Genomic DNA, 12,765 nt, shown 5'->3' with positions numbered 1-12,765 from the left:
GTCAGGCCGTGACGGCGAGCAGCCGCTCGCACTGCTCGATCAACCGGCGCCGCAGCGGGGCGCCACGCTCGGCGAACGCGCGCTGGGCGGCGGCGTACTCCTGCTTGCCCTCGGCCGTCTCGATCCGCACGGGCTCGTAGCCCAGGTCGGCGAGGTCGTAGGGCGAGGCCCGCATGTCGAGCACCCGGATGTCGCGAGCCAGCTCGAAGCAGTCGGCCACCAGCTCGGACGGGATGAGCGGCGCGAGCCGGAACGCGTGCTTGTAGAGGTCCATGCCGGCGTGCAGGCACGCCGCCTGTTCGAAGGCGGGCCGGTCGTGCGCGGCCGGGCTCAGCGTGTTGAGCGGGCGGGCCGCGGCGGTGAAGAAGCGGAACGCGTCGAAGTGCGAGCACGCGATCCGGTGCGCCCGCACCACCCGGTCGGTCCCGGTGGCCCCGAGGCGCAGCGGGTACGTCGCGTGCCGGACCCGGTCCTCGGTGAGCCCGTAGACCATCGCCCACTCGTGCAGGCCGAAGCAGCCGAAGTTCGCCGGCCGGGCCGCGGTGGCCGCCAGCAGCGCGTGGATGCCGTCGATGCGCTCGCGGCGGGCCACCACGTCCGCGGCCGCGACGGGCTCCGGCCCGCCGGCCAGTGCGACGCCGTAGCCCGGCGACCACCGGCGCAGCTGGGTCGGGCGGAACGAGTAGTACGTGAACAGGAAGTCGTGCACCGGGTGCTTCACGCCGTCTCGGCGGCGGGCCAGGTGCTCGCCCACGAGCTCGTCGACGCGCGCCTCGTGCGCCGCGGCCCGGGCACGCCACACCGCCTCGTCGAGCGCGACGAGGCCGGTCGGCGATTGAGCGGGCGGCACCCGGTCAGGATACGGCGGGCATTCGGCGGAGCCGCCGGTGGGCGAACGGCAGAAATGCCGTACCGCGGAAGCGGAACACCCCGAATCGCCGATCCGCCGAATTCGAAGCCCGCGCACCCCGCTTTCGCATTCGGCGGAAAGGCTTGGTCCGGCGTGGAGCAATCGCCTTTTTGGCCATCGGATAAATACGCCGCCACGGCACCGAAAGGCGGCGTCGGCCCCACGTTCAGGTGAACCGGACACCCGGAAATGCTGACCAGAGAAGAACTTCCGGCGCCGGCTGAGCTGTTCGCGTCGCTTTTCCGGGCGCACGAGTGAGGCCGGTTCATCGGCACACCCCGACGATCTACGATTTTCCTTCGGCCAGGAAAACCTTTCCTGGAAATCCTTCCCGAACGGATCGAGGACCATTCATGCGAAGACGCGCGCAGGTGCGCCGCCTCGGGCTGTCCGTGCTGCCGCTGTTCCTGGTGGCCGCCGCGTTCCCCTCCTCGGCGTCGGCCGATCCGGCGCCGGCGACCACCGGGTCGACCTTGACGAAATCCGTCCACGGAGTGTCGTCCCCGGCCGGCCACGGCGACACCCCGACCTGGGTCGTCGCCTACGACGACCGCGCCACCACCGCCGGGCCCGCCACCATCACCGACCCCGTCGGCGCCGGACAGACTTACCAAGCCGGATCGCTGCACGTGCCACCCGGCTGGACCCCGTCGTGGTCGACCGACGGCAGCACCTTCACCACCACCGAACCCGCCTCGGGCACCGTCGCGGTGCGGGCGGTCGACCCGCGCTCGGGCCCCGACGCCACCTCGATGTCCGGGGTGCTCACCCCACCCGTGCAGGCGGTCGCCACCGCGACCGGAGGCGACGGGTTCACCCCGATCCTGCAGCGCACCCCGAGCGGCGCCCTGCAGGCCTGGAACGTCTTCCACCACCTCGGCGCGACCGTGCCGAAGCTGGTGTGCAGCGACCTCGGCACCGGCGGGCGCTGCCCGGGCGGGACCTGGCCCAAGCCGCTGAACACCACACCGGGACCGCTCGGCACCGGCGCCACCGGGGACATCGCCTCCACGCTCACCCCGCAGTACGTGCGCGACCCCGCCAAGAGCTCCACGGTCTACTACCCCGCCGTGACCGCCGCGTCGATCGGCGTGGGCTGCCTCGACCTGGCCGCGGCGGCGAACTGCGGGTACTGGCCGCTCCTGGCCACCGGCGGGGCGCCGTCGGCCGTGAACAGCCTCGCCGGGCTGGTCGAAACCGGCGGCAACCTCTACGGCGTGGCCACCACCGGCGCCGTCGTCTGCTGGTCGCTCTCCACGCACGCCGCGTGCGCCGGCCAGCCGTACGCGCCGATCGTGCGCCCGAGCGGTGACCGCCCCGGTTCCGGGGATCTCATGTACGGAGCCTTGGACGTCGTGGCCGGCAAGGTCTTCGCGTCCTCGTCCTACCCGGGCCTCGGGCAGCCGGAACTGGGCTGCTTCGACCCGGCCACCAACGCGGCGTGCGCGGGCTGGGCGAGCCCCCGCCCGACCGGACCCGCCGGCAACTACACCTACAACGCCTACACCGCGTTCGGCACCGACGGCACCACGGCCGGTGTCTGCTCGACGACGAACGGGACCACCGACGTCACCACGTGCTTCACCGTCGCCGGCGCACCACTGGCCACCCCGGCCACGATGGCGAACCTGCCGGCCAACGTGCTGGCGTTCAACCCCGAGGTGGTCATCGACCCCGCCGGTCACCAGCGCAGCTACCTCCCGGTGTGGGGCGGCCCGTACGCGGGCGCGACGTTCTGCCACGACTGGACCACCGCGACGGCGTGTGCCGGGCTGCCCGTACCCGTCACGCACCCGACGGTGGGCGCGACCCGGGACTACGGCTACAGCTTCGACGCCCCCACCGGCTGCCTGATCGGCCTCGGCGACGCCGGCGTGCTGTTCTCGATGGACCCGGCCACCGGCGCGTCTCCGTGCCTGCGCTCCGGTGCCCAGGTGACGCTCGAGCCGGGCGAGTTCTACTGCGACGGCGGCAGCGGCCACGTGCAGGGCTACGGCGTGGCGCGGCTGACCGGCATCACGCCGGCGAACGTCGACCTCACCGCCTCGCGGGTCACCGTCCTGGACCAGGACGGCGCGGTCGTGGCCAACCCGGGCTTCGCCCCCGACGGCTCGGTCGACCTGAGCGGGGTGTCGGCCACCGCCCACACCTCGCTCACGGTGACCACCACGCTCGTGCTGAAGAGCTCCGCCGACTTCACCGGCGGCAACCAGCCGCAGCTCGTCGTCGACTTCACCGGTGACGCGCCACAGGTGTGCTTCCGCGCGGCGATCTCGACCGACTGCAGCGTGAGCGGCGTGTCCGACACCGCGACCGGCACCGACCCGGCCGGGACGTTCACCTCCAACACGGTGGCGCTCCCGGTCGCACCGGGTGCGGCCTGCACCCCCGTGGTGAGCGTCGAGAAGGAGATCTGCACCTCGGCGAGCGCGGCGAAGTGCGGGCCGGGCGGCTCGGGACCCTGGGCGAAACAGGCGCCGGTCGGCGTCCTCGGCCTGCTCGACGCCACGGCGTACTGGCGGATCACGGTGACCGACCACGGCCCGGTGGGGATCAGCGGCACGCACGTGGTGGACAGCGTCGAGCCGTCGTGCCAGGCGGCGGACGCGTTCTCGCTGGAACCCGGCCAGTCGAAGCAGGTGTACTGCGCCACCCACGCCCTGCTCAACCTGTTCCCGATCACCAACCAGGCCAAGGTGAGCTACACCCCGGCCAACGCCCCGGCCGGGACCCCGCCGTCGCACTCGGCGTGGTCTTCGGCCAAGGCGTGTTCCCTGTTGTGCCTCCTGTGAGGCGCGTTCGGTGAGCCGCTGATCAAGTCCGGCCCGCGGCGGGGTATTTTCTACACCTCGTCGCGGGCCGGACCCGTTCCCGCCACGGGCTCGGCCGGCTCGCGCTCTGCCGATTCGCGCGCTGCCGTCACCTGCTCGGCGGCATCCGGTGAATTGTGTACAGACCGTGCAACTCTGAGTCATAATATTCACCCAGGGTCGCTAACCTGTTAGAGTGATAACGGTTTGATTGCATAGCAGCGCGTGTGCGCACATCTCGAAAGGACAACGATGGGGCGACACACACTGGCCGAAGAGCCGGTGCCGCACCCTCTCGATCCGCCGAAGCGCCAGCAGGGCCGCAGCGAGACGACGGGCTCACACCGCATCGTCGCCGCGAAGGCGCCGCGCCGCCGGATCGCCAAGTGGCCCATCGCCTGTGCCGGGCTCGTCGTCCTGGTCGCGCTCGGCGTCTTCGGCTGGAACTGGGCCGACAGCGTGCTCAACAACCGCGCCGAAGCCCAGGCTGCCAGCTGCGGCGGGAACCGGACCACCGTCAGGCTCGTCGTGACCCCGCAGGTCGCGAAGCCGGTCGAGGCCGCCGCGAGCCGCTGGGACGCCGATCTGACCCCGGTGCACGGCGCCTGCTTCCAGGTCAACGTCACGACCAAGCCGTCCTCGGTGGTGCTCGACGCGCTGACCGGCAAGACCGACCTCTCGACCATCGGCGGCCTGCCCGACGGCTGGATCCCCGAGTCGTCGTACTGGGTCACGCAGCTGACGAACGCCAAGCCCGAGCTCATCGGCTCGCCGGCAATGCCGATCGGCTCGGGCCCGCCCGCCGACTACCCGTTCGTGGGCCTCGCGGCGGCGTCCGTCGGCGGCACGGCCACCGACGAGAACCAGCAGCGCGCCACGCAGAGCTTCCGCGCGTTCCTCAAGGAGCCCGCCCAGCTGGCCGACTTCGCGGCCGCCGGCATCCGGGCGTCCTGACCCGCGGCTTGGCGTAACGCCGGAACGGCCGGTCCCGGGAACTTCCGGGGCCGGCCGTTTTCGTGCGCCGGGCGGCGCGGCTCAGCCGAAGGTGTCGGGGTCGGCGCCCGTGCGGGTGCCGTTGTCGAGCTCCGCCAGCGCGGCGAGGTCGTCGTCGGCGAGCTCGAAGTCGAACACGGCGAAGTTCTCCCGGATCCGCGCCGGCGTCGCCGACTTCGGGATGGCGATCGTGCCCATCTGCAGGTGCCAGCGCAGCACGAGCTGGGCGGGCGTCTTGCCGTACTTGGCCGCGAGCGCCGTGATCACGCGCTCGCCCAGCAGCCGGCCGCGCGCGAGCGGGCTCCAGGCCTCCGTGGCGATGCCGTGCTCGGCGTGGAACGTACGCAGCGGCAGCTGCTGCAGCCAGGGGTGCAGCTCGACCTGGTTCACGGCCGGGACCACGTCGGTCTCGTCGAGCAGCCGGCTCAGGTGGGTGATGCCGAAGTTCGACACGCCGATCGCGCGCACCCGCCCGTCGCGGTAGAGCTGCTCCAGCGCCCGCCAGGTCTCCACGTACCGGTCGCGGCGCGGCTGCGGCCAGTGGATGAGGAACAGGTCGATCCGCTCCAGGCCGAGAGCGGCGGCGCTGTGGTCGAAGGCGCGCAACGCGTTGTCGTACCCGTGCTGGTCGTTCCACAGCTTCGTGGTCACGAAGAACTCGTCCCGCGGCACGCCCGAAGCGCGGATGGCTTCACCGACCTCGGCCTCGTTGCCGTACATCGCGGCGGTGTCGATGCTGCGGTAGCCGGCTTCGATCGCGGCGCCGATCACCTTCCCGGCCTGCGCGGCGCGGACCTGGTACACGCCGAAGCCGAGCTGCGGGATGGTGACGGAGTTGTTCAGGGTGAGCAGGGGCGGGTTGGCCATGAAGGCGGATCCTCACTGCGGTGTCCTGGGGTGACCGCTCCGATCCTTCCACTCCCCCGGCCCGGGGGCTCGGCACCCCGCCGCACGATCCAGCGGTCCTGCTCAGGTGCTCGCCCGGGCCCGCAGGTACGCGGCCGTCTCCGGGTTCGCCGGGTAGAAGGACTCGATGACCAGCTCGGCGAGCGTGACGTCGAGCGGCGTGCCGAACGTCGCGACCGTGCTGAAGAACGTGAGCTCCGTGCCCCGGTGGAGGTAGCGCAGCGGGACGAAGATGTCGCCCGGTCCGGGCACCTCGACCTCGGGCACCAGCTGGTCGCACGGGTACTCCCGCAGCTCGGCCAGCAGCTCGGCGAGCCCGGCGTCGGCCGTCTGCTCGACCTGGCGGCGCAGGCGGCCCAGCAGGTGGGCCCGCCACTCCCCCAGGTTCAGCACGTTCGGAGCCATGCCGTCGGGGTGCAGGGTCGCGCGCAGGACGTTCACGGGCGGTGTCAGCAGCTCCGGTGCCACACCCTCGACGAGCACACCGAGGCTCGTGTTGGCGTCGACGAGGTTCCAGCCGCGATCGACGACGGCCGCGGGGTACGGCTCGTGGCCGGTCAGCAGCTGGCGGACGGCGTCGCGCACGGCCGTCAGCTCCGGCGCCCCCAGCTCGGTCTCGCCGTACGCGGGGGCGTAGCCGGCGGCCAGCAGCAGCCGGTTGCGTTCGCGCAGCGGCACTTCGAGGTGCTCACCGAGGCGCAGCACCATCTCGCGGCTCGGCTTGGAGCGGCCGGTCTCGACGAAGCTCAGGTGCCGCGTGGAGATGTCCGCGGCGATCGCCAGGTCGAGCTGGCTGATGCGGCGCCGGTCGCGCCACTCCCGCAGGAGTTCGCCGACCGCGCGCCGTGCGGGGGCCTTCACCGAAGTCGTCACGCCCCCGACGCTACGGGTCCGCTCGCGCTCAGGCCATTACCTCGCGGGTAATCGCCGGAGGCGGCATGCGTCGGGTGCGGTGATTACCTCCGGCGTAATCGACGAACCGCGCCCGGCGCAGCAGTCTTGGCGGCACCAGGACGGCGAACCCGTTGTCCGCCAAGCAAAGGGAGCTTTCCCGTGTCCGACGTGACGAGCACTGTCGAGCAGTACATCGCGATCTGGAACGAGACCGACGCCGAGCGCCGCCGCGCCCTCGTCGCCGAGGTTTTCACCCCCGACGCGTCCATGACCGATCCCCTGGGCTCGGTGACCGGCCACGACGGCATCGACGGGTTCATCGGCGGCGCACAGGCGCAGTTCGCCGGGCTGACGTTCAGCCTGCCCAAGGCGCCCGACGCCCACCACGACCTGGCGCGGTTCCAGTGGTACCTCACCGCGCCGGGCGCCGACGAGCCGCTCGCCATCGGGTTCGACGTCGTCGAGCTGGCCGACGGCCGGATCGCCAAGGTGCACGGGTTCCTGGACAAGATCCCGGGCTGAGGTCGTGGGGCCGGAGCCACGGCGGACCCGTGAGCGGACGGGTCCGCCGTGGCTCCACAGTGGACGGCCGAGTCGGCGCGGATCACCGGAAAGGCGCATCCACGGCGGGAAAACCGGCGGCCGCACGAGACCGGGACCGCTGCGCGGCCCGCCGGAAAAGATCGTGATCCGGAGGTCTGAACCACCCGGCCCCGGCCCGGTGAGCACCGGGTCCGAGGTCCTCCCCACTCTGTCCGTACCCCGTGGGGCGCCTGAGAGTTTCACCCGCGTGGATACGCGGGTTTGCACCGTCGGCGGAACCGGCTGGTGGTGTCCAGCGGGCCCACTTTCCAGAGGCGTCTCGTCCGCGCGGTCCAGGGTGCCTGAGAGGTTCCGGGGAGGACTTGCTCCTTCGGCGCCGAGCTCGTGGATGCCGGCTCGGTCTCTCCCGCGCGGGTTCGTCGACCGCGCAGTCAGGATACCTCGCCCTCGCGGGCGGTGATCACCCGGTGCGGCGGGAGTTGCGGCGCTGGGTGAGTTCGTCCGGGACGACCGATTCGATCACGCCGCCGTCGGCACGTTCGGCGGGGAACTCGTGGATCGTGCCGCTGATCTCCTGCATCGCGCCGCTGACGGCGATGCCGAACACACCCTGTCCGCCCTGGAGCAGATCCACGATCTCCTCCGGCGAGGTGCACTCGTACACCGTGGTGCCGTCGGAGAACAGGGTGACCTTCGCGAGGTCGCGCACGCCGCGCACGCGCAGGTGCTCCACCGCGACCCGGATGTTCTGCAGCGAGACCCCGGTGTCCAGCAGCCGCTTCACGACCTTCAGGACGAGGATGTCCTTGAACGAGTACAGCCGCTGCGAGCCCGAACCGTGCGCGGTGCGAATGCTCGGCGCGACCAGCTTCGTCCGGGCCCAGTAGTCGAGCTGGCGGTACGTGATCCCCGCGATCTGGCACGCGGCGGGGCCGCGGTAGCCGACGAGCTCGTCCGGAAGGGAGGCGTCGGGGAACAGCTCACCCTGCTCGCCATCGGCGGCACGAACGGGCGGCCTCTCCGGACTACCAGCCTCGACCACGCAAGCCTCCCTTCGCCCGACCTGGCGGCCGGCGAACGACACCGGTCGAGCCCAGGAGCGGGACCGGCCGGGGAGAACCGCCACGATCGTGCTCCGGTCGGAGAATCACATCGTGGCGATTTACCGCCTTCGACGGTAAGGCCGCGCCGCGGGCCGGTCAACGCGACGCGCGGCGCACCTCAAGCTCGTCTTGAGCCTTTGGTCCGTTCGCCGTACGGGTTTGACACGTTTTACTCAGCCGAGTAACTTATTACTCATGCGAGTAAACTTCGACACGCAAGCAGAGCTCGGGCTGAGCGTCACGGAGGCGACGACCCGGGCGCAGATCATCGCGGCGACCATCGCGACGATCGCCGAGCACGGGTACGCGCGCACCACGTTCGCCAAGATCAAGGAACGCGCGGGGCTGAGCAGCACCCGCATGATCTCCTACCACTTCGCGAACAAGGCCGGGCTCATGCAGGCCGTGCTGAGCACGGTGTCGGAGACGAAGGCGATGTTCCTGCAGGACCGCAGCAAGGCCCTCGACCCCGGCGACCGGCCGGGCAACCTGCGGGCCCACATCGAGACGTCGGTGGCGTTCCTGCGCGACTACCCGGAGTGCGTCCGGGTGCTCGCGGAGCTCTCGGCCAACGCAGACGACGCGGACGGCTGGTCGATGACCTCGGTGCTCGTGGACCAGATGCGGGTGGGCGGTGTGCAGCGCCAGCTCAAGCAGGGTCAGGACGAGGGGGTGTTCGGCGCGTTCGCGCCGGAGGTGATGGCGATGTCGATCGCGCAGGCCATCGACGGGGTGGCAGCGGCCTACGCCGCCGACCCGTCGACCGACCTCGACCGCTACGGGCGGGAAATCGCCGACCTCTTCGAGAGGGCGACCGCTGCGAAGCAGTGAAATCCGGAAACAAGGCGGGAACGTGGTGTGCGGCCGCGTTCCCGCCGCCGGCGGCTCAGGTGTCGGCGCCGCGGAAGTCTTCGGGGGACACGGAGTCGAGGAACTCGCGGAACTTCTCGACCTCGTCCTCCTGCTCGTCCGGGATGATCAGGCCCGCCTCCTCCAGCACCGCGTCCACGGCGTGGATGGGGACCCCGATCCGCAGCGCCAGGGCGACCGAGTCGCTGGGACGCGCGGACACCCGGATGTCGCCGTCGAAGACGAGCTCGGCGAAGAAGGTGCCTTCCTTCAGGTCCGTGATCACGACCTGCTCCAGCTCGCGGCCGAGCGCCCCGATGACCTCTTTGAGGAGGTCGTGGGTCAGGGGCCGGGCGGGTCGTACTCCCTGCTGCTCCAAGGCGATGGCGGTGGCCTCGACCGAGCCGATCCAGATCGGCAGGTAGCGCTCGCCCTCGGTTTCCCGCAGCAACAAGATCGGCTGATTGGCGGGCAGCTCCACCCGCACACCGACGACGCGCATCTCGCTCATCGGGTTTCGCCTCCCTCTCGTGCACACGGGCTGCAGCGCTTGCGACGTACTCGCGCCGTTGGGTTCGACGCTACCCGTCATCCGGGCGCTGTGCTCGCTAGTGGCGGACATTCTCGGTTCGCTGCACCGCAAACCGACTCTCACGGTACGGCATACGGTGCCGAACATTCAGTCATTGACATGTGACGCACACCGGTGTTCGGCCCGTTACGTCCGGTTCAACCACCGGTGACTCCCCGGATCCCCGCTTTCACGAGGAGCGTGTGGAGCGTGACGGACAGCGCGGCCAGCTCCCGGACCACCTCGTCGGCCCTCGCTTTCGCATCCGCGTCACGGTGGCGATACACGGGGGTCACGATCTGCTCCAGCAGGCCGACTTCGCGGTCGGCCGCTGCGCGGAAGGCACGCAGATGTCTCGGCTCGATACCGAATTCGGTCATCGCCTTCACCGTGCGCGCGATCAGCACCGCGTCGGGACCGAAGAACCCCGCCGCACCCGGCCGCACGAGCCCGTACTGCTGCAGCTCGGTGAGCGTCGCGGCGGTGATGCCGGCTCGCGCCAGCAGCTCCTCCTGCGTCAGCCGGATCTCGGGACCGGTCTCGAAGTCGTCGGCGTCGGGCAGCCCGCCGGTGTCGGCCGGGTCGAGCGACACCAGCTTCCGCGGCAGCCGCGGCGCGGGCGCGGCGGGCTCCGCTCCGGAGTCCGCCGCGTCCAGCTGTTCCTTGATGACCTTGAGCGGGAGGTAGTGGTCCCGCTGCGCGGACAGCACGAAGCGAAGCCGCTCCACGTCCGCCGGGGCGAACTGCCGGTACCCCGAGGGCGTGCGGCCCGGCCGGACCAGGCCTTCCGCCTCGAGGAACCGGATCTTGGAGATGGTGACATCGGGGAAGTCGCCGCGCAGCTGCGCCAGGACCGCCCCGATGCTCAACCCGTCGCGCCGGGCCTCCGAACGACCGGGCTGCCCGGCCGCCGTCACTGTGCCCCCTGGCCCCCGTGCCCCGGGCCCGTCAGGAAGACCAGGCGGAACTTCCCGATCTGCACCTCGTCGCCGCCGGCCAGCACGGCCTGGTCGACCGGCTCGCGGTTGACGTAGGTGCCGTTCAGGCTGCCGACGTCGATCACCACGAACTCCCCGCCCTCACGCCGGAACTCGGCGTGCCGGCGGGAAACGGTGACGTCGTCGAGGAAGATGTCGCTGTCGGGGTGCCGGCCCGCGCTCGTGGTGTCGCGGTCCAGCAGGAAGCGCGAGCCCGCGTTGGGGCCCCGCTTCACGACCAGGAGGGCGGAACCCGGGGGCAGGGCGTCGACGCCCTGGACCGGTGCCTCGGCAGCCGGTGCGGACTCCTGGCCTTCGACATCGGCCAGGAAGTCGGCCCGGAAGACAGAGGTCCGCTCCGGAGACTGCTCCGGGGGAACGCCGGGCCCGTCGTTCGTGCTCACCTGAGCTCTCCTCTACACACAATGTTGCCTATGACCAAGAACGTGTAGCTGCCAACGTACCGTGCCTGATCGGTTCGGGACCCCGGGGCTCCCCCTTCGGCGGGCGGAACCCCCGGGCCAGGCCGAACCCGCCTCAGCCGGTGATGAGCGCCTGGTACGCCTCGGCTTCGAGCAGGGCGTCGAGCCCCGCGGGGTCGTCGAGGCGGATCTCCACGAGCCAGCCCTCGCCGTACGGGTCGGAGTTGATCAACTCGGGCGAATCGGAGACCGCGGCGTTCACCGAGACGATCTCGCCGTCGACCGGTGCGAACAGCTCCGAGACGCTCTTGGTGGACTCCACTTCGCCGAAGACGTCGCCCGCGTCGACGTGCTTGCCGACCTCGGGCAGGTCGACGAACACCACGTCGCCGAGCTGGTCCTGGGCGTACTCCGTGATGCCCACGCGGACCAGCGCACCCTCACGCGTGGCCACCCACTCGTGTTCCTCGGTGTAACGCAGCTCTTCTGGAGTGGTCAACGCCCCTCCCCTTCCTCGAACCGACTTCGTCGCGGGCAGTCTTCCATCACCGGCTGCGAAGCGCGCGCACCGCCTGCACGACGTAGAGCGCGCCGGACCAGACGTAGAGCACCCCGCCCCAGACCATGAAGGCGTAGGCGATCGGCCGGGCCACCACGGCAACGGTCGAGCCGCCCTGCGTGAGCAGCAGGAACGGGAAGGCGTACATGAGCACGAACGTCGCGCCCTTGCCGATGTAGGTCACCTCGGGCGGCGCGAACCCGCCGCGGCGCAACACGAGCACGCAGATCGCCAGCACGGCCTCGCGCAGCACGAGCGGCACGACGACCCACCACGGGATGATGTCGCGGATGAGGAACGCGACCAGCGTCGCGAGGATGTAGAGCCGGTCGGCCGCGGGGTCGAGCAGCTGGCCCAGCCGCGACATCTGGTCGAGCCAGCGGGCGAGCTTGCCGTCGAGCCAGTCGGTCAGCGCCGAGAAGACGAGCAGCGCGAGCGCCCAGCCGTCCTCCTTCGGGCCGAGCAGCAGCCAGAGGAACACGGGCACGCCCGCGAGCCGCAGCAGCGACAGGAGATTGGGGACGTTGAACGCCTGCCGCAGCAGGGAAGGCTCCGTCTTGGGCTCGGGGACCGTGGTCACCGGCTCAGCCTAGAGGTGCGGACCGGCACCGACGCCGGTGGTCACGCGGTCGGGTCGCGGGTTCGTGGCGCGCGACCCGACCGCGGGGCTGTGAGGGGAAAAGCGGCGGCGCTCAGCCGGCGCGGCGGTGGCTCCAGCCGCGGCGCTGCAGCTCGGCGTTGCTGAGGCGCTCGGGGCGGCCGCGGTCGTCGTTGCCGACCCAGCGGGCGCGGCCGGCTCGGCCTTCGAGGACGTACGGGCGGCCGCAGCACCACACGACGCTGCAGGGCGCCGTGGGCGGCGTGGCGGGCCGCGCGGTCGGGTCGGTGAGGTCGGACGCGGACGGGGTGCCGGGCTCGGTGGCCGTTTCGGTGGTCATGCTGTGCGGTGCTCTTGTCTCTCGGGGTCGGCGGGTGATCGGGGACGGGAACGCCCTGGGCGCTCCTCACGTATTTCGGTCCGAAGGCGGCGGACGTTAACGACCGCCGCGAAGATTCGTCCGATCGGTGAGGAAGGAATTCGCGCTGTATCAGTGCGTTAACACCAGCTTAACCGTCCACAATAGACTCCCCGCCGGGGGAGCCCGCCGAGGCGGAAGCCCCGGTTCCGGTAACCTCCGCCCGCCGCGCCGGGTGTCGGTGCGGGTCACGGCGCCGGAGGCGGGCCAGA

At 71.2% G+C, this 12,765-nt stretch carries 14 protein-coding genes and 1 riboswitch; of the genes, 4 read left to right on the top strand and 10 right to left on the bottom strand.

The window, feature by feature from the left end:
- Window position 1: 1 nt before the first annotated feature.
- Window positions 2-850: a 3-methyladenine DNA glycosylase gene (locus ACFY1H_RS07955; RefSeq protein WP_366576273.1), complete on the bottom strand. Its 849-nt coding sequence runs from the start codon at window positions 848-850 to the stop codon at window positions 2-4.
- Between the two features lie 413 nt (window positions 851-1,263).
- Between ACFY1H_RS07955 and ACFY1H_RS07950 the strand changes: the two genes are divergently transcribed.
- Together ACFY1H_RS07950 and ACFY1H_RS07945 are read left to right on the top strand one after the other, a co-directional pair.
- Window positions 1,264-3,702 carry a hypothetical protein gene (locus tag ACFY1H_RS07950; RefSeq protein ID WP_386945403.1) on the top strand — a complete coding sequence of 813 codons (2,439 nt, stop codon included), beginning with the start codon at window positions 1,264-1,266 and terminating at the stop codon, window positions 3,700-3,702.
- Between the two features lie 270 nt (window positions 3,703-3,972).
- Window positions 3,973-4,674, top strand: coding sequence for a hypothetical protein (locus tag ACFY1H_RS07945; RefSeq protein ID WP_366576276.1), 702 nt, complete (start codon window positions 3,973-3,975; stop codon window positions 4,672-4,674).
- A gap of 81 nt (window positions 4,675-4,755) precedes the next feature.
- Here ACFY1H_RS07945 and ACFY1H_RS07940 read toward each other — a convergent pair whose 3' ends face one another.
- On the bottom strand, window positions 4,756-5,580 hold the full coding sequence (locus ACFY1H_RS07940; RefSeq protein ID WP_386945401.1) for an aldo/keto reductase: 825 nt from the start codon (window positions 5,578-5,580) through the stop codon (window positions 4,756-4,758).
- A 102-nt stretch (window positions 5,581-5,682) separates the two neighbouring features.
- Entirely contained in the window at window positions 5,683-6,492 is an 810-nt protein-coding gene (locus ACFY1H_RS07935; RefSeq protein WP_366576280.1) for a helix-turn-helix transcriptional regulator, read from the bottom strand.
- Window positions 6,493-6,672: 180 nt separating this feature from the next.
- Between ACFY1H_RS07935 and ACFY1H_RS07930 the strand changes: the two genes are divergently transcribed.
- A complete protein-coding gene (locus ACFY1H_RS07930) occupies window positions 6,673-7,035 on the top strand; it encodes a nuclear transport factor 2 family protein (RefSeq protein WP_366576282.1) in 363 nt (120 codons plus the stop codon).
- 339 nt (window positions 7,036-7,374) lie between these two features.
- A riboswitch (glycine riboswitch) is annotated at window positions 7,375-7,475 on the bottom strand.
- A gap of 41 nt (window positions 7,476-7,516) precedes the next feature.
- Here the strand turns inward: ACFY1H_RS07930 and ACFY1H_RS07925 are convergent.
- The gene (locus ACFY1H_RS07925) at window positions 7,517-8,098 is read right to left on the bottom strand and encodes a MerR family transcriptional regulator (RefSeq protein ID WP_220240879.1); all 582 of its coding nucleotides are present in this window, start codon (window positions 8,096-8,098) and stop codon (window positions 7,517-7,519) included.
- Window positions 8,099-8,354: 256 nt separating this feature from the next.
- Between ACFY1H_RS07925 and ACFY1H_RS07920 the strand changes: the two genes are divergently transcribed.
- Window positions 8,355-8,990, top strand: coding sequence for a TetR/AcrR family transcriptional regulator (locus tag ACFY1H_RS07920; protein WP_366576284.1), 636 nt, complete (start codon window positions 8,355-8,357; stop codon window positions 8,988-8,990).
- 55 nt (window positions 8,991-9,045) lie between these two features.
- On the opposite strand, the gene ACFY1H_RS07915 is transcribed toward ACFY1H_RS07920, so the two are convergent.
- The 6 genes from ACFY1H_RS07915 to ACFY1H_RS07890 all read right to left on the bottom strand — a co-directional run bounded on the left by ACFY1H_RS07915 (window position 9,046) and on the right by ACFY1H_RS07890 (window position 12,475).
- Window positions 9,046-9,519, bottom strand: coding sequence for a bifunctional nuclease family protein (locus tag ACFY1H_RS07915; protein ID WP_009078856.1), 474 nt, complete (start codon window positions 9,517-9,519; stop codon window positions 9,046-9,048).
- Between the two features lie 218 nt (window positions 9,520-9,737).
- Window positions 9,738-10,496: a MerR family transcriptional regulator gene (locus tag ACFY1H_RS07910; RefSeq protein ID WP_366576287.1), complete on the bottom strand. Its 759-nt coding sequence runs from the start codon at window positions 10,494-10,496 to the stop codon at window positions 9,738-9,740.
- Window positions 10,493-10,960: a glycogen accumulation regulator GarA gene (garA, locus tag ACFY1H_RS07905; protein WP_033287853.1), complete on the bottom strand. Its 468-nt coding sequence runs from the start codon at window positions 10,958-10,960 to the stop codon at window positions 10,493-10,495. The genes ACFY1H_RS07910 and garA overlap by 4 nt, the downstream gene beginning before the upstream one ends.
- A gap of 133 nt (window positions 10,961-11,093) precedes the next feature.
- On the bottom strand, window positions 11,094-11,477 hold the full coding sequence (gene gcvH, locus ACFY1H_RS07900; protein WP_366576289.1) for a glycine cleavage system protein GcvH: 384 nt from the start codon (window positions 11,475-11,477) through the stop codon (window positions 11,094-11,096).
- Between the two features lie 46 nt (window positions 11,478-11,523).
- Window positions 11,524-12,117: a CDP-alcohol phosphatidyltransferase family protein gene (locus ACFY1H_RS07895; RefSeq protein ID WP_220240885.1), complete on the bottom strand. Its 594-nt coding sequence runs from the start codon at window positions 12,115-12,117 to the stop codon at window positions 11,524-11,526.
- 112 nt (window positions 12,118-12,229) lie between these two features.
- Entirely contained in the window at window positions 12,230-12,475 is a 246-nt protein-coding gene (locus ACFY1H_RS07890; protein ID WP_366576291.1) for a hypothetical protein, read from the bottom strand.
- Between the last annotated feature and the right edge of the window lie 290 nt (window positions 12,476-12,765).

Origin of the sequence: Amycolatopsis sp. NPDC001319 (assembly GCF_042896185.1) — a bacterium.
Taxonomy (GTDB): Bacteria; Actinomycetota; Actinomycetes; order Mycobacteriales; family Pseudonocardiaceae; genus Amycolatopsis.
The sequence above is the reverse complement of the archived record's forward strand: the minus strand, read 5'-3'. Positions and strand labels throughout refer to the sequence as shown.

What these genes read in the sequence shown, in the direction of transcription:
- ACFY1H_RS07950 (WP_386945403.1), top strand. Translation starts at nt 1,264, where the DNA reads ATGCGAAGACGCGCGCAGGTGCGCCGCCTCGGGCTGTCCGTGCTGCCG.
- ACFY1H_RS07945 (WP_366576276.1), top strand. Translation starts at nt 3,973, where the DNA reads ATGGGGCGACACACACTGGCCGAAGAGCCGGTGCCGCACCCTCTCGAT.
- ACFY1H_RS07940 (WP_386945401.1), bottom strand. Translation starts at nt 5,580, where the DNA reads ATGGCCAACCCGCCCCTGCTCACCCTGAACAACTCCGTCACCATCCCG.
- ACFY1H_RS07920 (WP_366576284.1), top strand. Translation starts at nt 8,355, where the DNA reads ATGCGAGTAAACTTCGACACGCAAGCAGAGCTCGGGCTGAGCGTCACG.
- ACFY1H_RS07915 (WP_009078856.1), bottom strand. Translation starts at nt 9,519, where the DNA reads ATGAGCGAGATGCGCGTCGTCGGTGTGCGGGTGGAGCTGCCCGCCAAT.
- ACFY1H_RS07890 (WP_366576291.1), bottom strand. Translation starts at nt 12,475, where the DNA reads ATGACCACCGAAACGGCCACCGAGCCCGGCACCCCGTCCGCGTCCGAC.